General features: G+C 33.3%; 22 protein-coding genes. All 22 read right to left on the bottom strand.

The window, feature by feature from the left end; genetic code table 11:
* Nucleotides 1-11 precede the first annotated feature (11 nt).
* The 22 genes from HQN85_RS13575 to HQN85_RS13680 all read right to left on the bottom strand — a co-directional run bounded on the left by HQN85_RS13575 (nucleotide 12) and on the right by HQN85_RS13680 (nucleotide 24835).
* Complete coding sequence (locus HQN85_RS13575; protein ID WP_173273130.1) at nucleotides 12-1049, bottom strand: nucleotidyltransferase family protein; 1038 nt, start codon at nucleotides 1047-1049, stop codon at nucleotides 12-14.
* 40 nt (nucleotides 1050-1089) lie between these two features.
* Nucleotides 1090-2139 carry an N-acetylneuraminate synthase family protein gene (locus tag HQN85_RS13580; protein ID WP_173273132.1) on the bottom strand — a complete coding sequence of 350 codons (1050 nt, stop codon included), beginning with the start codon at nucleotides 2137-2139 and terminating at the stop codon, nucleotides 1090-1092.
* Nucleotides 2136-2858 (bottom strand): acylneuraminate cytidylyltransferase family protein, encoded by a 723-nt coding sequence (locus HQN85_RS13585; RefSeq protein WP_216847292.1) that lies wholly within the window; start codon nucleotides 2856-2858, stop codon nucleotides 2136-2138. The genes HQN85_RS13580 and HQN85_RS13585 overlap by 4 nt, the downstream gene beginning before the upstream one ends.
* A 15-nt stretch (nucleotides 2859-2873) precedes the next feature.
* Nucleotides 2874-3872 (bottom strand): NAD-dependent 4,6-dehydratase LegB, encoded by a 999-nt coding sequence (locus HQN85_RS13590; protein ID WP_173273135.1) that lies wholly within the window; start codon nucleotides 3870-3872, stop codon nucleotides 2874-2876.
* A gap of 3 nt (nucleotides 3873-3875) precedes the next feature.
* The gene (locus HQN85_RS13595) at nucleotides 3876-4949 is read right to left on the bottom strand and encodes a lipopolysaccharide biosynthesis protein (protein WP_173273136.1); all 1074 of its coding nucleotides are present in this window, start codon (nucleotides 4947-4949) and stop codon (nucleotides 3876-3878) included.
* Between the two features lie 65 nt (nucleotides 4950-5014).
* On the bottom strand, nucleotides 5015-7474 hold the full coding sequence (locus HQN85_RS13600) for an SLBB domain-containing protein (protein WP_173273138.1): 2460 nt from the start codon (nucleotides 7472-7474) through the stop codon (nucleotides 5015-5017).
* Nucleotides 7475-7493: 19 nt separating this feature from the next.
* On the bottom strand, nucleotides 7494-8630 hold the full coding sequence (gmd, locus tag HQN85_RS13605) for a GDP-mannose 4,6-dehydratase (protein ID WP_173273141.1): 1137 nt from the start codon (nucleotides 8628-8630) through the stop codon (nucleotides 7494-7496).
* A gap of 58 nt (nucleotides 8631-8688) precedes the next feature.
* On the bottom strand, nucleotides 8689-9549 hold the full coding sequence (rfbA, locus tag HQN85_RS13610) for a glucose-1-phosphate thymidylyltransferase RfbA (RefSeq protein WP_173273143.1): 861 nt from the start codon (nucleotides 9547-9549) through the stop codon (nucleotides 8689-8691).
* On the bottom strand, nucleotides 9546-10424 hold the full coding sequence (gene rfbD, locus HQN85_RS13615) for a dTDP-4-dehydrorhamnose reductase (RefSeq protein ID WP_173273145.1): 879 nt from the start codon (nucleotides 10422-10424) through the stop codon (nucleotides 9546-9548). Before rfbD ends, rfbA begins: the two co-directional genes overlap by 4 nt.
* A complete protein-coding gene (rfbC, locus tag HQN85_RS13620; protein WP_173273146.1) occupies nucleotides 10417-10965 on the bottom strand; it encodes a dTDP-4-dehydrorhamnose 3,5-epimerase in 549 nt (182 codons plus the stop codon). The genes rfbD and rfbC overlap by 8 nt, the downstream gene beginning before the upstream one ends.
* On the bottom strand, nucleotides 10965-12017 hold the full coding sequence (gene rfbB, locus HQN85_RS13625; protein ID WP_173273147.1) for a dTDP-glucose 4,6-dehydratase: 1053 nt from the start codon (nucleotides 12015-12017) through the stop codon (nucleotides 10965-10967). Before rfbB ends, rfbC begins: the two co-directional genes overlap by 1 nt.
* A 70-nt stretch (nucleotides 12018-12087) precedes the next feature.
* Nucleotides 12088-12654, bottom strand: a complete 567-nt coding sequence (locus HQN85_RS13630; protein ID WP_173273148.1) for a DUF3109 family protein — start codon at nucleotides 12652-12654, stop codon at nucleotides 12088-12090.
* A gap of 6 nt (nucleotides 12655-12660) precedes the next feature.
* Entirely contained in the window at nucleotides 12661-13434 is a 774-nt protein-coding gene (locus HQN85_RS13635) for a DUF3108 domain-containing protein (protein ID WP_173273149.1), read from the bottom strand.
* A gap of 33 nt (nucleotides 13435-13467) precedes the next feature.
* Nucleotides 13468-13983 (bottom strand): DUF2480 family protein, encoded by a 516-nt coding sequence (locus HQN85_RS13640; RefSeq protein ID WP_173273150.1) that lies wholly within the window; start codon nucleotides 13981-13983, stop codon nucleotides 13468-13470.
* Between the two features lie 64 nt (nucleotides 13984-14047).
* Nucleotides 14048-16141, bottom strand: coding sequence for a peptidylprolyl isomerase (locus tag HQN85_RS13645; protein ID WP_173273152.1), 2094 nt, complete (start codon nucleotides 16139-16141; stop codon nucleotides 14048-14050).
* A gap of 140 nt (nucleotides 16142-16281) precedes the next feature.
* Nucleotides 16282-16812 carry a hypothetical protein gene (locus HQN85_RS13650; RefSeq protein WP_173273154.1) on the bottom strand — a complete coding sequence of 177 codons (531 nt, stop codon included), beginning with the start codon at nucleotides 16810-16812 and terminating at the stop codon, nucleotides 16282-16284.
* A 44-nt stretch (nucleotides 16813-16856) separates the two neighbouring features.
* A complete protein-coding gene (locus HQN85_RS13655) occupies nucleotides 16857-18188 on the bottom strand; it encodes an outer membrane protein transport protein (protein ID WP_246249799.1) in 1332 nt (443 codons plus the stop codon).
* A complete protein-coding gene (locus HQN85_RS13660) occupies nucleotides 18169-18906 on the bottom strand; it encodes a type III pantothenate kinase (RefSeq protein ID WP_173273157.1) in 738 nt (245 codons plus the stop codon). Before HQN85_RS13660 ends, HQN85_RS13655 begins: the two co-directional genes overlap by 20 nt.
* An 80-nt stretch (nucleotides 18907-18986) precedes the next feature.
* Entirely contained in the window at nucleotides 18987-19967 is a 981-nt protein-coding gene (locus HQN85_RS13665; RefSeq protein WP_173273159.1) for a DUF6427 family protein, read from the bottom strand.
* A 29-nt stretch (nucleotides 19968-19996) separates the two neighbouring features.
* Complete coding sequence (locus HQN85_RS13670) at nucleotides 19997-20983, bottom strand: glycosyltransferase family protein (RefSeq protein ID WP_173273161.1); 987 nt, start codon at nucleotides 20981-20983, stop codon at nucleotides 19997-19999.
* 62 nt (nucleotides 20984-21045) lie between these two features.
* Entirely contained in the window at nucleotides 21046-21897 is an 852-nt protein-coding gene (locus HQN85_RS13675) for a UDP-2,3-diacylglucosamine diphosphatase (RefSeq protein ID WP_173273163.1), read from the bottom strand.
* Nucleotides 21898-22345: 448 nt separating this feature from the next.
* On the bottom strand, nucleotides 22346-24835 hold the full coding sequence (locus HQN85_RS13680) for a YfhO family protein (protein WP_173273165.1): 2490 nt from the start codon (nucleotides 24833-24835) through the stop codon (nucleotides 22346-22348).
* Between the last annotated feature and the right edge of the window lie 101 nt (nucleotides 24836-24936).

The following is a 24936-nucleotide window of genomic DNA, read 5'->3' on the forward strand; positions in this document are numbered from 1 at the left end:
TTTATCTTAATTTAATATAATTGGATATGTTTAATATCCTCTTGTGCCTTAGCAAAATCTGTATGGTTTCCAATATCTAACCAATAACCAAGAATGGGGTAATTTACGAGTTTTAAATTCTTTCCAATAATCAATTCCATTAGATCTGTCGCATTAAAAAATGTAGATTCTGGTATTAGGTCTATCATTTCTTTTTTTATAAGATAGATTCCTGCATTAGAATAATAGGTGTAGGTTGGTTTTTCCTTTAGGGAAGTTATTGAATTGTCTTTCCCTAATTCTAGAACAGCATATGGAACATTGACATTGTACGCTGTGGTTGCTACAGCCATATCCGCATCACTATTTTTAAAGAAATTATAAAAATCTTCAAAGTCGATATTTGTCAATAAATCAGAATTCATAACCAATACATCATCATTACTCGCATTATTCATGAGTTTTAATGCCCCAATGGTCCCCATAGGTGTATCTTCCAATACATAGCAAATATTTATTTTTTTTGCTTCTCCGTTTCCAAAATAAGTTTCTATTTTTTCTGCCAAGTATTTAGTAGAGATACAAAAGTTATTAACTCCATATCCCATTAACCTGTCTATGTTATGCTCAATAATAGGTTTATCACCAACTTTTAAGAGTGGTTTTGGAACCTCTAATGTTAATGGGCGAAGACGTGTTCCTTCGCCTCCAGCCATAATAAGTACATCAACAGATATATATCCTTTTATATTTTCAAGGTCTAAAATCTTGATAATCTTAAATTCGTCGTTAAGTAATGGAACTTGAAAAATTTTATTATTCCTTAATTGATATATCTTTTTAGAATTTATAGTTTGACGTGTCAGAAATTCGAACTTTTTGTTCATAATCGAGTCCACAAGATCTATCAATTCATAACCATTTATTAATCCACGTCGAATATCACCATCAGTTAGTGTTCCTACTATTTTATCATCACTATCTTTCACAAATAATGTAAATCCGCTCTCTAGTTGATTTAAGGTTTTTAAAGCATCTTTTATAGTAGCAGAAATAGGAATGACATTCATTTTTATCGATTTTTTTTGTCTTATTTTAATTAATTATCTATTACAGCACATATTCCCATTTTAACTGAGTATCGTTAGCTATATCTTTAGCGGCTGTTTTACCAAGAATAGTATTAAATTCTTCAGCTAAAATCTGTCCAGTTCCTGGCCTTTTAACCCATAAATTATCTTTGGTAAACGTATCGCCTTTTTTAATATTATCAATGGTAACAACCGATGCATAAGCAAAATCAATAGTAGCTTGCTCTTCTTTAAGCGCACCTTTTTCTCCTCCTCGTTCTAATTTTAGGATATTTGCTCCATTTATAAGTTCAATCAACGCCTTAGGGTCCATAGAGCAAACTATATCTGGACCAACCCTAGACATACTATCGGTAAAATGTCTTTCCAAAATTGATGCACCTAATGCTACTGCACCTAAGCATGCCAAATTATCTGTAGTATGATCGGATAGTCCAATTACGGCATCAGGAAACTCTTCTTGTAATTGATTCATTGCTCCAAGGCGGACCAAATTTGGAGGTGTTGGGTAGATATTAGTACAATGTAACAACGCATAAGGAATATTGAATTTTTTGAAGATTGCAACAGCCTTTTTAACACTTTCAATACTATTCATTCCTGTACTTAAAATGATAGGTTTTCCAAAGCTTGCAATATGCTCCAATAAGGGATAATTATTACACTCTCCAGAACCTATTTTATATGCCTGAACATCCATTCTTCTAAGTCTATCTGCGGCTGCACGAGAAAATGGACTACTCATAAAAATCATACCTTTACTTTCAACATACTTCTTTAGCTCAATCTCATCTTTTTCATTCAATGCACATCTTTCCATAATTTCATATATGGATGTTTTGGTATGTCCTGGTATTACATTCTTCGCTTCGCTTGTCATCTCATCTTCAACAATATGAGTTTGATGTTTAATAACTTCAGCACCACCACTGTGAGCGGCATCAACAATTTCTTTCGCCAATGCCAAAGAACCTCCATGGTTAATACCTATCTCTGCTATAATTAACGGATTATGGTTATATCCAATTTTTCTTCCTGCAATCTCGAATTCTACATCATTATTTTTCATAATTTACTATTATACTTTTTACCAATAAACTCGGCCCAATCTAGATCATCTTTAGTATCTATGTCAATATCTGAAAACGGACTATCCACTACAAACGGCTTAATCTTTTTACCAAATAAATCATTCTGATTTAAAATAATAGCTGTTTTGGTGATATAAATTAATCCATTCTCATAATAGCTTGGGATCATGTCTTGAGATCTTTCACCTAATTTATAAGTTAGAGGTTCAAAAATATTGTCCTTAATTTTTCCAATTTTATGTCGATTAATTGATACTGAAATTAAAGAATCTATATCATTTTTACAGTTTAAGAAAGCCTCTACACATTGGCCAATTAAATTTTCTGGCCGCAATGGATTTGTTGGCTGTAATGTTAAAACTGCAGTTGGATTTAAGGAACTAACCTGCTCATTGTTTAATGCATGTCTAATCGCGGCTGCTGTTGTTGCGAAGTCTGATGATAATTCTTCTGGTCTTTTTACAATTTTTGCTCCATAAAAAATTGCAACTTCTGCTATATCGTCATCATCAGTTGTGACAAAAATATCATCAATATAGACACATTGCTTCGCAGCTAGTATAGAATGAGCAAGTAATGGCTTGCCTAAGAAATCGATTATATTTTTCCCTGGTAATCGCTTTGATTTACCTCTTGCGGGTATAATACATATAATTTTACCGGGATTAATCATTACATCTTTTATACATGAGTCCAAAATTGATCTCTTTCTTTAAATATTATATATATCAGCTTTATAACGACTCAGATTATCTGGGTTCTTAAACCATTCGATAGTTTCGGCCAATCCATTTTTTAAGTCATATTTCGGTGCCCATGATGTATTTTTTTGCAATTTCTCTTTTGATCCATAGAGCCTAAAAACTTCAGATTTTTCTGGCCTTAGGCGCTGGCTATCCGAAATCACTTTTGCATTAGGATTAATCTGATTTATCAATTCTTTAGCTAGATCTTCAACCGAAATCTCACTTTGGGTAGCAATATTACAATCATGCCCAATTAAGGTGTCTGATTTAGCTATTTCGATAAATCCGTTAGCAGTATCTTTAACATAAACAATATCTCTTGTAGGTGTTAAATCGCCTAGTTTAATTTCTTCAATACCATTTAATAATTGTGTTATTATTGTTGGAATTACTGCTCTAGCTGATTGCCTTGGGCCATAAGTATTAAATGGTCTTACAATAGTTAATGGCAAATCGAAACTTCTATAAAAAGAATCTGCGATACTATCGGCACCAATTTTGGATGCAGAATATGGAGATTGGGGTTGGCGTGGATGTTTCTCGTCTATAGGAATGTACTGAGCCGTACCATAAACTTCAGATGTAGAAGTTACCAATATTCTCTCAACGCCCAAATCTTTAGCAGCCTGAACAATGTTTAGTGTGCCCTTTACATTGGTATCTATATATGATTCTGGAGAGTGATAGGAAAATGGTATAGCTATCAGTGCTGCTAAATGAAAAACAACATCAATACCTTCCATTGCAGTTCTAACACCATTTGTATCCCTAATATCACCTGTAAAAACTTCAATTTTTGATAGTTTATCTTTTGGCAAAGTATCTAACCACCCCCAACTGTTAAATGAATTATAATAACAAAATGCTCTTATATTGCAATTAATAGCTAATAGTTCTTCTACCAAATGTGAGCCAATAAATCCATCAGCTCCTGTTACTAAAATATTCTTACCTGTAAGTTCCATTAATTAGTTTAAAATATCTTTAAATATCCTTTTTAGTGTTAAAGTTAAAATTGTCAAAAACCCAAATAGTATTCCGCCTAGCAAGGCACCTTTTACTTTACCAAATCTTTCTACTTGTAATGGAAATATTGGCTCATCGATTACCTGAATTAGTGGTGTTTCTTTAAGGAGCGTTATTTTCGACAATTCTAAATTCTTTAAGAATTCTGCTAGAATAGCCTTATTTGTTTCGGCAGAAAATTGTGCTCTTTGTACTGGTGCCACGCGTTGTGAAAGTCTTGTAGGGTTTAAATTAGGTGTTGCATCAGTAACTTTTGCGGCTGTAGATATAGCTCCATTCATTACCAGTCTAACCGAATCTGTTTTATGCTGCAAAATATTTACATTATCGATTGATTTCTTTGTTTTGGTCCGCACGTAAAAATCGTTTACGTTTTTTACGATTTGATCATTGAACTCTTTTGCAAAGAATTCATTTTTCGATTTTACATCAACTTTAATGATACTTAGTTCAGGATCCGGCTTATCAACGAAGAGATAATTTTTATTGATATCAATTACGATACTAGAAATGATACTATCTCTAACACGATTTTTCTGAGTTAAAGTTTCTTTAAAATTAATGTCCTTTAAATTCGGGTTATCTTTCCATATTGATTTTAAATCATTAAATTCAATATATGCATCTATCAATAATTTTTTCTTACCATTAAAATCTACCTCACTTAATAAGGTTTCCTCAACCATCTTTCGTGATTTGTAAAGTTTGATAATATTATCTCCATGAAAAAGATCACCACCACCGCTTCCTAAATTAATCCCAGCAATAGATGCTAGACTTCCAATATTACCTAGTGCTCCCTGAGAAGACCCCTCTTCTAGTACAAAATTAGTAGTGGCGGTATAAATTGCTTTTTTTTTAGCGGCATAAAAATAACCAAAAACGCTTCCTAAAATACCAAAAAATAAAATAATGAACCCCTTAGATAGTATAAAACGAAATCCTCTCCCTAATTTAAGTAGGAGTTCCTTTAAAGTTATTTCATCTGAAGTTTTACCCTGATTATCGACTGTCATTACTTAAAATAATTTGTTTATAAATACAATGGAATGCTATTCGCTATTTAAATTTCTAATACAATTTATTTTAACAAACTCACAATAATAGCACCCAAAGAAGCGATTGCAGTACCTATGCCAATCCAAGCTTGAGCATTTAAAGGTTGTTTATCTGCGGCTTTTGGAACAAAAATCTCAGCTCCAGGCTTAATTCTTGGATAATTATTAAAAAACAAAAACTTCTTAGCTCCAGCAGCTGTACCATTCGCATATTTTACATAAGCCTTATTTTTAAGTGCCTTATCAGTAAAACCACCCGCACCATTTATATAATCTTTGAAACTTTTCCCAGTTAGATAAACAATACTGTTTGGACTTAGCACTTCTCCTGTAACTTTAACAACCTGCAATTGACGTGGAATACGAATAATATCTCCATCTTCTACAATTAGATCTTGTTTAGAAAGTGGTTTTTCTAAAATAGCTGTAAGATTAATTCCTACCAAATCAGATTGAATAAGCTTTTGTTCTACTTCTGTTGTTAATGTATCTTTTACCCCTGCTTCCTGTATGCGTTTTAAACTTAACAACTTTTTCTCTTCCTCTTCTTTATTATTAATTGCATTTTTATCTGTAGGATTGACGTTGTCAGCACCAGGTCTTTTTAATGAAGCTCCATCTGTATACGCTGATGGGGTTAAGCCTCCTGCTCGTTTAATCAAATCAGATATTCGCTCATTCTTTTTCATAATTGTATAAGGGCCTGGATAAAGAACTTCACCCTCAATTATTACTTGTTTTTGTACTTGATATCCTGTAGAACTACGAACAGAAATTACATCGAATGGTTTTAAGATAACACGATCTCCTATAATTTTTAAATTTTGATCTACATTAACTGTAATGACTTGAGCAGTACGAGCAGATGCCGAACTTGCATCACTATTTTTGATTCTTCTAGAAATTTCAATTCGTTTGGCTGTTGCCCCTTCTTTGAAACCCCCAGCCATTTGAATAACTGACTCTAAACTCATACTATCCGCATAGTTGAATACACCTGGAGCTCTTACTTCACCTTGAATAGTAATTTTATATTCATCTCGTAAGTCAAAAATAGAAGAAATTGTAACTTTATCTTCACGTTGTAATGAAATATCAGTTATGGTTCCGGCCATAAGCTTAGCTACATCAAACGAAATTAGGCTTGGTGTATTATCAGCATTTAAACGATTAATATATCCTCTATTTAAAAAAGCATCTTCAGTTAAACCCGCAGCTTTATTAATCAATGCTTTTAAGGTTAAACCCTTCTCTAATTCATATTGACCTGGCCTAAAAACTGCTCCTTCAATTTCAACCCGGTTTTCGAAACGATCCAAAATAGGCTCTACCAAATAGACATCTCCATTTTTTGGTATATAAGTATTAAATGCTGATGAAGAAATATCGCTAATTCGACGTTCTTTATCTGTATTTTGAAAGTTTTTAATTTGAGCAGTATACGCTTTTGGTGTGAAGCCACTAGCAAAATTTATTACATCTTGCAAGCTTTCTCCATTTTTAACTTCAAATAAAGCAGGTTGAACAACTTCTCCTTGAATTTCAACTCTTTTTTCAAATACTGGAATGTAAATTACATCCTGATCCTGCAGACGAATATTAGCTCTTTGAATTCCAGCTAATAAAAAGTCATAAACATCTACTGTTGAAACAACTTTATTGTTTCTTATTACTTGAATATTACGATAGGATCCATTTGTAGATGGCCCTCCAGAAGCACCTAAAGCATTATAAACAGTAGATAGTGATGATATAGTGTACGTTCCAGCTTTAACAACCTGACCAGTAATTGTTACTTTAATGCTTCTAATATTGCCTAAATTAACTGCTACAGTTGTCCGACCAGAGCGCAATGCTGGATAAGTAGAAGACATTAAAGAACGAATTTTAGAAGCAGCTTGTTCAATACTTAATCCACCAACAGCAATTCTTCCTACAAATTCTAAATTTATAATTCCTTCTGGACTTACTTGCAAATTATACGTCTTTTCATTATCACCAGTTAAATCAATGATTAATTTATCATCTGGGCCAATAATATATCCTTTTGGTGTAGCGATGCGTAAATTTGGTTCGAAAGTAATATTTCCATTTCGAAATAAATCTGAACCAAAAATTTTAGGGGTTAAACTTTCATTCTTCCTGTTTTTTCCAACTGTATCTGCAACAATTGATTGATCTTCATTATAGGTTCTATTAGTTGAGGAAGATTGATCAGAATTATTTTGATTTCGAAGTTTCTCTACACGGAGTTTAAATTTTCGTACCTCTTCTGCTTTCATTCCACGAGCTAAAGCCATTTGTTCCAATTGAGCTTCACTCGTAAAACCAATAGATTCCCCTTGCTTTACGATTTCTAAAATCCGCGTATCAGAAAGTTCATCTACTTTAACGTTTGCATAATTACTTTGTGCTAAAACAGTGCTGTTAAAGCTTAAAATAACCAACAAAATCGTGAATAATTGAAGTATGTTTTTTTTCATAAGTTTCTGTAAGATTAATCTACTCAAAATAATTTAGAGTCCTGAACGCTCCTTCTTTTAAGTATTCATCCTTTTTCATTAAATGTAAATCTGATTGCATCATATCTTTTACTAATGCTGGTAAATCATATTTTGGTTCCCATCCTAATTGGGTTTTTGACTTAGTTGGGTCACCTAATAACAAGTCAACTTCAGTTGGCCTGAAATATTTCGGGTCTACTTTAACAACCGTCATGCCTAGTTTTAAGCTATCTTCATTTAGGCCTAAGCTTTTAATTTTTACTTGATCGATATCTATAATTACTCCTTGTTCATTGGCGTCTTTTCCACTAAACTCGATATCAATACCTAACTCTGCAAAACTCATACGAACAAAGTCACGAACTGTGGTGGTCACCCCCGTTGCAATTACAAAATCTTCTGCTTTTTCTTGCTGCAGAATTAACCACATTGCCTCAATATAATCTTTAGCATGTCCCCAATCCCGTTGAGCAGAAAGATTTCCTAAGTATAAGCAATTTTGCAACCCCAAAGCAATTTTACAAGCTGCCCTTGTAATTTTACGGGTTACAAAAGTTTCTCCTCTTAAAGGACTTTCATGATTAAATAGAATTCCATTACATGCAAACATACCATAAGCTTCACGGTAATTAACTGTAATCCAATAACCATAAATTTTAGCTACTGCATATGGCGAACGCGGATAAAAAGGAGTGGTTTCGCTTTGAGGTACAGCTTGAACCAATCCATATAATTCAGATGTAGAAGCCTGGTAAATTTTTGTTTTTTTTGCTAGACCCAAAATTCTCACAGCTTCTAATAACCGTAAAGTACCAATTCCATCTGCATTAGCAGTGTATTCTGGCATTTCAAAACTTACTTGAACATGGCTCATGGCGGCCAAATTGTAAATTTCATCTGGTTGTGTTTCTTGAATAATCCGTATAAGATTTGTAGAATCTGTTAAATCACCATAATGCAATTTAAAATGCACATTATTTTCATGCTGATCTTGATATAAATGATCTATTCTATCAGTGTTGAACAAAGATGAACGTCTTTTAATACCATGCACAAAATATCCTTTTTTCAACAAAAACTCGGCTAAATAAGCTCCATCTTGGCCAGTAACTCCGGTAATAAGTGCAACTTTCATAGATTAATTAAACGGTTTTTCACAATTGCAAACATACAGATTATCTAATAGAAAATTATCACTTAATGATTTTCAGCAAATACTCACCATAACCACTTTTTATTAATGGTGTTGCAATTTTTCTCAATTGTTCATCGTTAATGAAACCCATACGATATGCTATTTCTTCAATGCATCCTATTTTCAAACCTTGGCGCTCTTCTATAATTTGAACAAATTGTCCTGCCTGCATTAATGAGGTAAAAGTTCCTGTATCTAGCCAGGCAGTTCCCCGACTTAACACACCTACTTTTAATTTACCTTGTTCTAAATATACTTTGTTTACATCGGTAATTTCATATTCTCCACGAGGTGATGGTTTGATATTTTTAGCAATATCAACCACTGAATTATCATAAAAATATAAGCCTGGTACTGCGTAATCTGATTTAGGTTGAGCTGGTTTTTCTTCTATAGAAATTGCATTTTTATCTGTATCAAATTCTACTACGCCATACCTTTCCGGGTCAGAAACTTGATAAGCGAATACCACACCTCCATCTGGATCTGAGCTAGCTTGAAGCAACTTTGCCATACCATCACCATGAAAGATATTATCGCCAAGTACTAAGGCTACTTTATCTTTTCCAATAAATTCCTCCCCAATTACAAAAGCCTGAGCCAAACCATTTGGTTCATGTTGAACCGCATAACTAAATTTGCAGCCTAAATTAGCACCATCACCTAATAACTTTTCAAAATTTGGAAGATCATGTGGTGTTGAAATAATTAAAACTTCTTTAATTCCTGCAAGCATTAAAGTTGATAGTGGATAGTAAATCATGGGTTTATCATAAACCGGCATCATTTGTTTGCTACATGCAAGTGTTAATGGATGTAAGCGTGTTCCGCTACCGCCTGCTAAAATTATTCCTTTCATTTTTTATTAATTTGAGATATGATTTCTATTTGTTTAATGCACACCTCTAAACTATGTCTCCAATAAGGAATAGTTAGGTTAAAAGTGCTTTTTATTTTGTTCTTATCCATTACTGAAAACAATGGTCGTTTAGCTTTAGTTGGATAAGCTGAACCTGGTATAGGATTTAGCTTTAATTTAGTTTTACTAATATCAAATATCGCTTTAGCAAAATCAAACCAAGAAGTTACACCTTCATTGCTATAATGATATAGCCCGTAGTTTTCACTTCCAGAATTAATTATATCGAAAATGACATTCGCTAAATCTATGGCATACGTTGGGGTACCAACTTGGTCGGCTATCACATTTAATTCATCTCTTTCTACTCCTAATTTAAGCATTGTCTTAACAAAATTATTAGCATACTCCGAGTATAACCAACTGGTACGAATTATAAAATAATTGGTTAAGCATTCAGCAATAGCTAACTCACCATCTAATTTTGTTTGCCCATATACGTTAATAGGTTTAGCAACATCTTCTTCTGTTAATAATTTTACATCATTTCCCTCAAAAACAAAATCTGTAGAAACATGAATTAAAACTGATCCATGTGTTTTGCATGCATTGGCTAAATTAAATGCGCCAGTTTCATTAACTGCTTTTGCCAATTCTTGTTCATCCTCTGCTTTATCTACAGCAGTATATGCTGCACAATTAATCACATAATCGGCCTTTTCGCTCTCGAATAACGCATTTAAAAGGGAGGGATTTAAGATATTAGCTTCTTGCTCCATCAGAAACGAAATAGAGCTAATACCTCTTTTATGAGCAACAACTTTAAGGCATTGCCCTAGCTGGCCTCCGGCTCCAATAACTATTATTTTACTCATCAGACAGGGATGCAAAAGAATTTAAAATTAGATCTTTATCAGAAATTAGCTGCTTCTCTTGCGGAATCAACCAATTAATATTTAATGTTGGATCATTATACATTACTCCCTGCTCAGATTCTTTATTATAAGAATTATCACATTTATAGAAGAACTCAGCTGTTTCACTTAAAACTGCAAAACCATGTAAAAACCCGCGAGGAATATATAATTGCAATTTATTTTCGGCACTTAATTCTACAGCAACATGTTGACCATAAGTAGGAGATCCCTTTCTTGCATCAACTGCCACATCAAGTACTTTTCCACTTAGCACACGCACTAATTTAGCTTGTGCGTATTCTCCTTTTTGAGCATGTAGTGCCCTAATTACTCCATAAGATGAGAATGATTGATTGTCTTGAACGAAATTGCATGAAAGACCTGTTTTACTTTCAAACACATTTTGATTAAAACTCTCAAAAAAATAACCTCTAGAGTCATCAAATAATCTAGGTTTAATAATTAAACAATCTTTTAGCCCGGTTTCTTGAATTTCCATTAATTAGTATGATATTGTTTAATATAATATGATTGATAATTGCCTGAAGTTACATTATTTAACCAATCTTCATTCTGCAAGTACCAATCTACTGTTTTTGCCAAACCCTCTTCAAACTGCAAACTAGGCACCCAATCCAATTCATTCTGTAGCTTGGTAGAGTCTATCGCATAGCGTAAATCATGCCCTGCCCTATCGGTTACAAAGGTGATCAATTTTGCAGATTCTCCCTCTGCCCTGCCAAGTTTTTGATCCATTATCTGACATAACAAATGGATTAGATCTATGTTCTTCCATTCATTATGGCCCCCGATATTATATGTCTGACCAGTCTTAGCGTTATGGAAGATTACGTCGATCGCCCTTGCATGGTCTTCAACCCATAACCAATCGCGTACGTTCTCACCCTTGCCATAAACAGGTACCGGTTTATTATTCTTAATATTGTTTATCGCAAGTGGGATTAACTTTTCTGGAAAATGGTGCGACCCATAATTATTAGAGCAGTTTGAAATCACCACATCTAAACCATAAGTATCATGGTAGGCTCTCACAAAGTGGTCAGAGCTCGCCTTTGATGCCGAATATGGACTATGGGGATCGTAGCTGGTACTTTCTGTAAACATCCCTGTTTCTCCCAGGGCACCATAAACTTCATCTGTAGAGACATGGTAGAAACGCTTATCTGCATACCCACCTTTCCAATATTCCCTTGCTGCGTTCAACAGATTTACAGTTCCTATCACATTGGTCATTACAAAGGCACTTGGATCTGCTATTGAACGATCAACATGTGATTCTGCCGCCAAATGGATTACAGCATCAAAATTCTCCGTCTTAAAAAGATTGTTTATTTCTGAGGCATTGGTAATGTCAGCCTTTATAAACCTATAATTATTCTTATTTTCAACATCGGTAAGATTGGCCAGATTTCCCGCATAGGTTAGCGCATCTAAGTTGATTATTTCATACTGCGGATAGTTGTTTACAAATCTGCGGACTACGTGTGAGCCAATAAAACCAGCACCGCCAGTAATTAAAATTTTCTTCAAGGTATTATCAATTAGTTTTAAGTAGTTAAATCTTCAACATTAAATATCAATTATAACAATACTACGATTCTTACTCTTTTGAATTTACACTATTTTCAAGTTCTGTGTACCATTCCAAACCATATTTTCTAATTAATGGTTCTTTTAGAAACTGATAAACAGGAACCTTAAGTTCTCTACCAAAAGTACAAGCATCGTGGCAAATATGCCATCTGTCATAATTTAGCACATCAAATTCAGGATACTTAGTAATTCGTATCGGGTATAAATGGCACGAAATAGGTTTTTTCCAGTCCACCAAGCCCTGTTCATATGCCTTTTCAATTGCACATTTTGTAATTCCATTTTCAAACGTTACATACGCACATTCATTGTGTACATCTACACATGGGGTAGTTAAGTCGCCATCTGCATCCACCACTGAAGTTCCTTGTTCTTCAATTGCTTTTATTCCTTTTGGTGCTAATAGATGTTTGATTTTAGGATAAATTTCAGCTAAAATAGCAGTTTCTGCTACTTCTAATGGTGCCCCCGAATCCCCTTCTACACAACAAATTCCTTTGCACTTGCTTAAATTGCACACAAAGTTTTCACTAATTACATCTTCATGCACTAAAGCACTTTGTACTTCTATCATCTTTTATTATTTCCCTATTGGATATTTTAGCCCTTCAGCAGATTTAATTTCTAAGGTTACTGAACCTACTAAAATTTCTACTTCAGCTTTAACAGGCACTCTGTTGCCATCATCTGTAATCCAAAGATACAGTTTACTATCTTTTTTAAAGATACGACCCGGTTTAATTGATGGACTAAACTTTAAGCATCTAATCGAACCCAATTTACTTTTAATGGTTTCTTTACCCACATATTGAATTTCCAATTGAGAAATTTCATCTCCTAAAAAGTAATTCAATTTGAACTTATCTCCCACTTTTAATTTAGCGATATCCAAACTACGGGAAAAATAATAGGCAGAAACTAAATCGAAAGTTTGCGTGGTTGGTGTGGCGAAAGTTCCTTTATTAGCTACAACCTTTTTAGAATCCTGATAAAACCTTGCTTTATCTTGCCTACGATAACTTGCTTCGCGAATATTTTCTTGATAAAAATAAGGTGTTAAATCAGTTTTATCAATGTATGAATCATAATGATCTCTTACTTTGTAAAATATATCAAAAGTGCCTGATGTTTGCGCATCTACAACAAGTCTATATACAGGCTTATTATCAAATTTTACATCAGAGCCCAATACTTTTATGGTAGCTTCTGCGGCAGTAATAAATCCATATTTTAATTTATAGCTTAATACCTCTCCTTCTTTAAAGATTGGGTCTTTTTTTAAAGGTAATTCCTCTTGTGCTAAACTGTTAAATCCAATTAAACCAAGAGCAAGAAATAAAATTAATTTTCTCATACAACTATGCAAACAAAAAGCACTCCAAAATTGTTAGTCCTTCCGTTTGTAAATTGGAACGGTAGAGCAGGGCTCTCCATACATGATACTTTTTACCACTGGGGTTAATAAAGCAGTAATTTCCACATATGCAGAAACTGGCACCTCTAAATCTGCACATCCTTTAATTACCACACGCTCTCCAGCAAATTCATTAATGTTAATTTTACTCAATGCTTTTGTGTACAGTACTGTTTCTAGGGTTTCTAGGCTACCAAAAATTACTTCATTCGCAAAAGGTTTCATTCTATTTGCCAATAACATATAAGCCCAAGTGGGTACAATTGCATCAGCACTGCAAATAATTGCAATATTTTTATTTTGATATTGTTCCCAATTATGTTCTTTTATAAATGCTCTAAAATCTTGTTCTTTTAAGATCAATCCATGAAATAGATTGTCTTTAATATCATACACCAATCGTTCTCCTTTGTGGAAATAATCCTCTAAATTTAAGGTGATCAAACCACTTGATGCTACTTTATTAATGATGTTTTCTTGAATATTCATGGCCTCTAAAATAAAAAACCGCTCTAACTAATGTTAGAACGGTTACAAAATTACGTAAATAAGATTAATAGAATTTCACTCTATTGTCTTTTATGTCACTTTTATCTTGTAATGCTTGAAAAGCTGCACCTAAAGAACGTTGGGTAATTCCTAAAAGCATTGTTTCTTTTTGTTTAAACATGTTATCGATTGGCGCTGGATTAGCAAATCCATCTACTACAAATACATACACACCTTTTTCACCTTCAATTGGCTTAGATAGTTTACCAACTTGAGATCCAAATACGGTACCTACAACTTTGTTTTCTTGGGCTAAACCTGGAATAATAGGATTAGCAAATACCATATTTTGAACAGGGGTTGCAGTTTTACCCACTTTTGAAGCTAACTGATCTATTGAACTAGTACCGGCTAAGGCTTTATTAAATTTATCAGATAATAATTTAGCTTTTACAGCATTCATTACCATTGGTTGAATTTGTTTTTTAACATCTTCTAATGAGAGTTGACCTTTTGGTTTTACATCTGTTAAATGCGCTACTACAAAGCCATCTTCCATTGTATATACTTGCGGTAATACATCTCCTTTTTCTGCTTCATAAGCATCTCTAATTAACGGACGAGGACTATCCAATCCTGGAGCGTAACCTTGAGTTGGAGTTATTTTATCAGCAACTGCAACTGTATATCCTTTTTGTTGAGCTAAAGCGCTAAAGTTAGCAGATTTCACTTCGTTTAAGAAGTTGATCGCTTTTTTATAAGCAGCGTCTCTAGTTTTAGAACTTGGTGTTAAACTTTTTTCTATGTAAGCTAATTTAGCTACTCTCGAAGAACCGATTTGTTTTTCAATTTTAATTACATGAATTCCAAATTGAGATTTAACAACTTTGATATCACCTGTTTTACCATTAAAAGCAGCATTCTCAAATTCAGCTACCATTGTGTTACGAGCAAAAGTACCTAAATCACCACCTTTATCTTTAGAGCCGTCTACACTATATTTTTTAGCTAATTCTCCAAAATTGCTACCACTTTGAGCTAATGATTTTAAAGAGTCTGCTAATTTAAACGCTGCAGTTTCTCCAATTTTAGTAGGATCGATCAATATATGACTTGCTTTTACTGAATCTGGAGAGAAACGAGTATCAATTACTTTAATTAATTTATAAGAATTACCCGAAAGAACAGGACCATAATAACTACCAGCACTATAATTAAAGATTACTGAATCTACAGCCGGATCTAATTTTCCTTTAGCGATATAAGTATAAGGAACTTTTACATCAGAATTATTTGCTGCAAATAATGAATCATTAGGTGTAGTTTTAAAATCTGCTGCTAATTTTTCTATTTGAGTTTTTACTACTGCGCTATCTGCAGCTGTTGGTTTAATGCTAAAATGAACATATTCAAATCCACGAGTTTCATTCGGATTATCAAAACGTTTTTTGTTTGCATCATAATATGCTTGATAATCAGCATCTGTAAGCTTTACCGCAGCATCTAAAATAGAACTGTAGTCTAAATTAACATATTTAAAGTTAGCTAACTTATTACGGTTGATGTATTCGTCGTTAGCCTCTAAAGAAGTAACATATACAGAATTACGAACAAGGTTAACATATTTTTGTTGCAAAGCTTGTTTTTCTATTTCTGCTTGCAACATATCCCATTGTTGCTTAAGCTTTGGATCTTTCTGCTGTGCTTTCAATGAGCTTAAAACTGCCGAACGATCTACTTGACCTGTTTGTTGATTGCCAAAATATTGTACAATTAATGGGCTTGGGTTTTTACCTTGCAATAAATCAAATAATTCATCACCTGAAATACTTAAACCTAAACGTGAGTATTCTTTAGTTAAAAGTTTGCTTGCAACTTCTGCTTGCCATGCATTATCTACTGCCATAGCTTGCATTTGTGCATTTACACTACCTCCATATTGTTGCTTAAATTGCGCAACACTTTGCTCTACTTTTGGATTAAACTCTTCGTATTTAATTTCCTCACCATCAATTGAGCCAACGGTGTTTCTAGATGAACCAAAAAGTGAAGAACTGTGCTGAAGCAAAGGTTCTAAAACAAATAACGCCAATACCACTGCGATACCTCCAACTAGAAAATACCCCATCTTGGTACGCATGAAAGTCATTAATCCCATATTATTCTTATTTTATATTTTTTTTTAAGAGGGCGCAAGATACAAATTTGCAACTAATTAGAAAACATTAAATTTTATTTGATATTTATAGTCAAACTTGCATAGAACTAAGCGATTACAAAGCTATATTAATTATTAATTTAGGGCCTTAAATCGCCTTTTACATAGGTTGTCCCCGATGCCTGAATGATCTTATATGTACTAAAATCTTGTGGTGCTGTAAACTCAGTTCCTGTAGCTACACTCCCATCCTTTCCAGTTACAGTACCATAGGGCGATGAATACATGCGTTTATTTTCATCCCATATTAATTCTTCTGTCGTAAAAGTGATTTGGTCATTAACTACGACTACGTTTTTTCTGAAAATAGTGATTTTATCTGTTTGCTTATTAATTGCATAGCCAGATGTAATGGTTCCCGTAGGTTTTAGAAATTCGTTAAAGAATTCTATTTTAACTCCCTTTGGCATTTCATTATACATAGCCCCTTCAGATGGAGTGACTTTATCTAAAATTGGAGCATAACCTTTAGCCTTTACTTTTGCAGAATCGCTATAAATTATTTCAACTCCGTAAGATCGATCTGTACTTAAAGTTATCTTTTTTGAAGAAATAGAGGTTGCATTTTTTAAGTCATCATCATTGCAAGATGATAAGACTATTAATTGCATTAGAAAGAGAATTAAAATGCCAGATTTAATACCCGACGTTTTCATTAGTCAAATCTAAATCTTTGGAACCAACTGCTATCATTCAGTGTAAATCCTAAATGAATATTGATGTACTTTTCTTGTAACAAGCCATTGTTTACCGTACCTCTTTTACCTAGTTCAGCAGTTAAATTCATCTTATAAAAAGTACCCCTACTATATGATGCAAGTGGTAAACCAAAACCGAAAGTAACAGCCATTTGTTTAATATCCTGATTATTCATTTGGATATAGGTTTTATCATATTGAAAACCTAATTTATAATCCACTCTTTTAAAATAACCATTAATAGCCGAAACATCTGGTGTAAATTGTCCACCCACAGAAACACCGTAGGTATCTTGTAAGCCCTGATTTACATTATCAATAGTAAGATTAGACCATTTACCCATGCGATAATCTGCACCTACCATCCATTTGTTATCTTTTTGTATGCTGATCCCAAAATTATGGATCAAAGGTAATTTTAAATTTGTTGGACTATTTTCTACTAATAATAATGTATCTAATGCTGTTTGTTCATTACCTGATGCATCATTAAGATATTGAGTAACTACTTGACTGTTTTTTAAATTGATTTTTGAAGAAGAAGAACCAGAATAACCTAATACCAATGATGTTTTGTTATCTAATCTAAAATCATACTGTGCTCCATAAGAAAAACTAATACCGCCAACACTATTTTTAGTCTGCATACGTGAATTAATACTTCCAGGTTCATTTACATATTCTGTAGATCTATTTTCAGAGAGATTACCAAACAAATACTCTGCATTAGCACCTACTCTAAAATGATCTCCAAACTGAATACCGTAACCTAAATAGGCTTTAGTTAAACCACCTTCGCCATTGTATTTATAATCCACCGTTTTGGTATTAGCTGTTGTAGTACCTACGCTTAACGTGTTTTTAAAGTTGTAACCTAACTCAGAGTATGGTAGTATACCAAAACTCAATGCCGATTTTTTACTTACGGGAAATGCTAAAGCAACATGACTTAAAGTTGCGTTAAAGCTATTCTCTGTTTGCGAACTGTTTTTTAACTCCGTAATGTTTGCACTCATGCCAATATCTAACGTAGTTGCATTAATTCCAGCATAAGAGGCTGGATTTTGAATATTAATGCTGTTAAAAAAGGTAGGTTTATAAACTGCTGTAGAGATGCCACCCATTGCTCTAAATTGTGGCAACATAGAACCTTTTATATTACCCACACCAAATTTAGAATATGGTGATTGTACAGTAACTTGTGCATTTGCAAGTATATTCACTAACAATAAGCAAACAGCAAGTGTATATTTTATTTTATGGTACATACTATAATGTAATAACTTCATTTAATCCTTTTAAAACCAAATATGGTTCGTGTATAATTTGGGTGGCAAAGATGCTATTTTTTAATTGCATGTTCAAAAAATCGGCATCACCTCCTGTAATAATTACTTTAAGGTCCTTATTTCTTTTATTTTCTGAGGATATAAAACCCTCCACTTCATTTAAAACCCCTTGTAAAACACCATTTTTAATTGCATTGATGGTGTTTGTGCCTTTAGGAATATTATTTTCATCATTCTTCCAATTCACAAGCGGCAATCTACCTGTATAATGGTTTAAAGCTTCAAACCTCATTTTTATACCTAAACTTATACTTCCTCCAAAGTATTCATCTTTTGCAGTTAGCACATCGTAAGTAATACATGTGCCTGCATCTATCATCAAACAATTTTTACCAGGATATAAACAATGCGCAGCTATAACTTTTGCCCATCTATCTAAACCTAAAGTATTTAATGTTTGATAGTTATTCTTTATTTTACCTTTTATTTCTGTAGTGAAAGGGATATAGTTTACCAGTTGTTTTAAATAATCGCTCAGCTCTTTTATATCTTTATTTACACTTGAAACGGTGGCATTTTGTATCTGGTACTTTTCAATTAAAGTTTTTAAATGAGTTTCATCTAACTCATTTAATCGTTCATAGTGCACTAGTTCTTTCTGATTAAAAATCGCCAGCTTACTATTTGTATTCCCTATATCTATTACCAGATTATGCATTAGTGCTACCAAGGATAGACTTCATGCCACAAAGCTATTAATCTTTAGCAAGTTTCAAGCTGTCAAATTGTTAAAAAAGGTTAAACAAACAAAAAATACTGGATGCAAAGTACCAATAGAGCAAACAGCGATTCATAAAACCAGCGCTTTTTTGCATTCGAAAAATAATAGGCCAATAACACAGCTCCCGGCGGAACACTTAACAGAAAATGATAAACTCTAAAATCTGGTTTGGTATAGAAACTGATTATCGTAACTATAAACATGAAAAATAACATCTGAAATGCTTTTCTTGTACTAATAAAACTTCTAAAAAAGTTTTCACGCAATTGAAGTGCAGCCAATACCATAATTACACTGATAGGAATAAGCACTAAATAATCGTTAAAATTGATTTTAAATGTTGAAGGGAATTTATTGACTAATGGTCTCCAAATTTTGTAAAACTGAGTGATATTATCATTCCAATAATAAAATACAGCCACGAAGAAAAACAAGGTTAAAAACCCAATAAAGCCAGCAATCCATTCTCTCCAATTGAAAGAACGATATAACAATAAGCTAAGCCACAGCATAATTAACAGCACAATAAAAGGAAAATAAATTAATGTGCCAAGGGCGATAATCATTCCAACATCAAACATCGACATCATGGCGTTTGGGGTTTTTCCAATTTTCAGGAATTTATCCATGATCCAGATCAATAGAAAATTACAAATTAGCGGTGGGCTAAGAATTAAAAACTGTAAAAATAAACTAGATGCAGTAATGTAAAGCAAGGCTGGCAAATAACTTGGTTTAGCTAACAAACCATGATTATTAATTATTCGATTAAATAATATGGCCTGAATAAAAGTTAGAATTGTTGCAAAAAGGATATTTACACCAGGTGAAAAGGAGCTGGTTAATGGAATTTGGATAAAAAACTTCGTGTATGATTCTAAAAATTCGAAATTTAAATGATCTGGTAGGTTTAAAAAAATAGCTAGCCGCATAAATATGGCATATACTGCCAAAATTAATAAGTTAACTGGGTTTAAATTTCTAAATTGATTGATCATGCCTGTTGTTAGAGGCAAAGTAAAGAAATTTATCTGGCAAAAGACTTCACCATTTTATCAATAATTGCAGCTGTTTCATCTGGAAAATTGAACTGATGCTCTTGTGGATTACTTACGAACTCTTTCAGAATGGGTAACCAATTTTTATTACTACCCCAAATTACTGGCAAACCCAATTGTTTTAAAGCATAAGCATTGCATTGTTGTTCGTACTGAAATCTCATTGGCGCCACCAATAATTTTTTCCCTAAAAATAATGCTTCGGCTGGTCCTTCAAATCCTCCGCCTGTAAATAAACCTTCACAACTAGCCATGCTCTGATTAAACTTTTCATTATTCACTGGTTCTACAAATACATTTCCATCATTATATGTGGTTTTTGTATGTTTAGAGAAAACTTCCCATCTAATTGAAGGAATTTGCTTCAATATTTTAACTAAATGTCTATCATCTATCGCAGGAAGATAAACTGTATAATGGCCTAAATTGGTTGATTTTAGATTTCGAATTTCGCTCCTAATAACCGGAGTATAAATAAAGTCATCGTATTTTTCGAAATGAAAACCGATGTGATGAGTGGTTGGAGCATAATGACTTAATATGATTTTCCCCCAATCGATGGTTTTAGGCCTAGGCACTTTTTTAGATTTAAAAGCAGCTTGGTGACTTAAAGAAACACTTTCCAATCCTTGCTTTTTACAAGCCCATGCTGTAACTGGTTCAAAATCGTTAACAATGAGATTATACTCTTTTAGAGGAACCGTTTTCATATCTTTTATAAAACGGGGTAAATTCATGTTCAGCCAAGTTTTATAATGATCTACACCACCTCTTTTGCCAAAAATAAAGCTAAAACCATGCAACTGATATTTTACTTCTTGCGTTAGTTTAACATCAGCTTGTGTACCAGAAATTAGAATATCTAAATCTCCATATTGTTGTAAAAGGGGAATAATTTCTCTTGCTCTGCTAACATGTCCGTTACCAGTACCTTGAATTGCATAAAGTATCTTCATCAGCTCCTAATATCTGTATTTTTCATCAGTATTTATTATTTTAATGGAAATGAAGCTATATTTTATACCATCTCTAATTTAATCTTTTGCAATAATGTATGAATATCTAATTTACTATGTAAGTCTTCACTATCAGACAATATGCCTTGCTCAACTTCATCCTTTTCAAAATCTTTAGCTTCATACTTAAAAATCCTCCATTCGTTATGATTGTATTCTAAAGCAGTTAAACTTTCAACCCAGTCTCCGCTATTTAAGTACATTACACTTCCATTTTCAGTACTAATTTTACGCATTTCTGGCTGATGGATATGCCCACAAACTACATATTCATAACTTTTTTCTATAGCTAAATCTGCCGCAGTTTGCTCAAAACTATTGATAAACTTTACAGCATCCTTAAACTTTGCCTTTACTTTTTGAGAAAAACTCATCTTTTCTTTGCCAAATAACGCCAAGCACCAATTTACCATGCTGTTAATCAGAATTAAGGTATCATATCCAACTGCCCCCAATTTGGCCAACCATTTAGAGTGTTGCATGGTTACATCAAAAATATCACCATGAAAAAACCATGCTTTTTTACCGTCTAACTCTAAAACCAATTTATTTTGCAAGTGAAAAGCACCCATGTGCATATCAGCGAATTTGCGTAAAAGTTCATCATGATTACCTGTCAAATAATATACTGGAACTCCTTCAACCACAAATTTCATTAATTTTCGTATAATTTTCATGTGTGTTTCAGGCCAGTACCTTTTACTAAATTGCCAAATATCAATAATATCACCATTTAGGATAATCATTTTTGGTTTGATACTTTTAAGATATTTCAACAGTTCTTTGGCATGACAACCATAGGTGCCTAAGTGAACATCAGAAATTACTGCGATTTCTACTTCTCTCTTTTCCATAACCTAATTTTTTGGGGATAAAATGCCTTGCCTAGTAAATAAGCCTTGGTTAATGAGATAAAAAGATTTGCTTTAGTCTTCTTCTTCATCAATAGTCAAATCGTAAGGACTAAAGAAGAATGCAATAAGTGCAACTAAGCAAACGATTAAAAATAACTCTGGCATTTGATTCATTTTATTTTACAAAATTGCAAAGCACACGTTAATAAGATGTTAACTATAGATTATGATATAGATTAAAGGTTATAGTCGCGGATGTGTGGATTAAACTTTAACATTCAAATGTTACTCCCAACTCAATTGAGAATCCTAATGTTGCAACATATCTTTTATTGCTTTAAGATTCCCGTTTTCACGGGAATGGTGGGTGCCTAAATAAATGAAATAAAAAAGCCACAGACAAACAGCTTATATCTGCTCATCTGTGGCTTATCTTAATAGAGAAATATTAAGCTGCTTTCTTTTTCCTGTTTTCTGTATAAAATGCGAAACCTAAAAAGCCTAATAATAATATCGAGCCTATTAATGAAATCTTCTCTCCCAAATAATATGATTTAGGTTCAAATTTAAATTCAACTTTATGATTACCAGCTTCTAATTGCGCAGCACGTAAAACATAATCTGCTCTGAAATATGGTTTTTCTTTTCCATCAACATACATATTCCATCCTTTATCGTAGTAAATTTCAGAGAATACAGCAATCACATCTCTTGGAGCACTGTATGAATATTCGATATGATCTGGATGGTATTTTTCCAATTTGATAAATGCCGTTGGATCAGCTCCTAAGCGTGTTGTATCTAATAGTTTTTTGTATTGCTCATCTACAATAGCTTCTTGTTTTGGATCAAAGCTGCTAATTGCTTTCATTTCCTCATCAGAATTTTTAACAAACTGAACGCCTTTTACAATCCAAGCGTTACCTAAAGCAGTTGGATTTCTAGACATTTTATACGATCCATTTTGCTGATCTCTAGTAATAAAATATTTAGCGTTTAACATATCCAAAACATCCTGGTTTACACTCCCTGCAAATTGATTCTGTATCAATTCATCATATCTTTTCAACTTTGCAGCATGGTAACCACCAATGGTTTTATGAAATGAGGAAATACTTGCATCTTGAAAAGTATTAACAGATTGATCATATACTCTAAAGTTTGGATCTTTATCTGCCATAATGAATGTATCCACATCACGAGGTTGGAAATAGCTTGCCAATGCAGATTTACTCTCGAAATTATTGTTATTTAAGTAACGTTTATCTACTTGCCACATATCAATTAACACCGCCAAGGCCAACAAGCCAAAAGCCAATTGCATATTCATTTTTTTAGTGATAAATGCCCATACAATACCAAATCCTATTACAATAAATAAGAATGAACGAATTGCATCAGCTCTAGCAATTGAAATACGATCTTCTATTAAAGCATTTGCGATTTTTTGCGCTACCCCAACATTGTTTTGTAAAGCCTGAGTTAATGCTTGTACAATTTGTGCATGATTTTCTGTTTTAAAACTGAAAAATAACGTTGGTACTATGGCAACTAGTAAAGCAAATCCACCAGTAATTCCTGCAGACCATGTTAATTTTTTTACTAAAATCTTTTGGTCAACATTCCCTTCTTGAGCTTCTTTAATTGCTAAAAAAGCCAATATTGGAACCATTAACCCTACTACAGCCAAAATGGATTCTACTGCCCTAAATTTATTATATAGTGGAAAATAATTGAAGAACAAATCTGAAACCAGTGGGAAATTTTTTCCAAAGGACAATAGAATGAATAATACTGTTGTTGCTAATACCCACCATTTTAAGCGACTACGAACAATAAATAAACCAAATACAAATAAGAAACAAACAATGGATCCGAAGTAATACCCACCAGAAGTACCAGGTTTTTCTCCCCAATATTGTTGCATATTATATTGAGAGGCCAATTGTTGAATAGCTTGTGGAGTTTGATTTGGATCGCCCCCAGTAACTTCAGCAACTGCTTTGTACATATGGCTTTCTGGTTTTATTAGCTCATCAATGCTAGTTGCGCCACCATATAAATTAGGAATAAGGAAAGTAAAACTTTCGCCTACACCCTGGCTCCATCCATAGGCATATTCTTTAGTCATGCCCGCATCTTTTTCTGCAGAAGAAGAAGTCAAATTAGACTTTCCACGATTAGTTTCTTTAGCATACTCTGAGGTAGTCCATAATAAACTAGCATTAATCATCACTGCTAAAACTACCGCAGCACCTAAAAAGCCAATTGCTTTACCTAAAGCAGGTAATGTTTTGTTTTTATACGCTTGATAAATTTCTATCCCAACAAAAATAAGAATGGAAAGAAATAAATAATACGTCATTTGAACGTGATTTGCCCTAATTTCTAACGCTAAAAATAGCGCAGTTAAACTAGCCCCAACCCAATATCTACCTCGTAAAGTTATAATTAGCCCTGCTATAATTGGGGCAAAGAAACCAATTGCTAAGGCTTTGTTGCTGTGTCCAGTTGCAATTAAAACAAAATTGTAAGTGGTAAATGCAAAAGCTACGGCCCCTGCAGCAGCTAACCAAGGATTTACTTTTAATGTGACGAATAAAAAGTAAGCACCAATTAGCAACAATAACACAGTTCCTACTGGATTTGGTAATGCTTTAGTAATTAACGCAATACCATAGGTAGCGCCATTGTAAGCATATTGTACCCAAATTTGATATGCTGGCATCCCACCAAACATCTGATTAGTCCAAAGTGGGCCTTTACCATCTTTGTCCTTATACTCCATAATTTCTTTTTGCATTGCTTTACTTTGCAATACATCACTTTGAGCAGGAGCTTTTCCCTGTAAAACAGGACTGAAATACACAAAACAGAGAACTACAAATAGTGCAATGATGGCTACGTGTGTGCCATTCTGTTTAAACCAATTGTTCATTAATTTATTTTAAGATTAAAGTAATCCCAAAAATAGAAAATTGATACAGATTAAAAAGTATTATTTTTCAATAGCAATATTGAGCGAGGTACTGAATAACT

The sequence above is a fragment of the Pedobacter boryungensis genome, assembly GCF_013204825.1.
Lineage (GTDB): Bacteria > Bacteroidota > Bacteroidia > Sphingobacteriales > Sphingobacteriaceae > Pedobacter > Pedobacter boryungensis.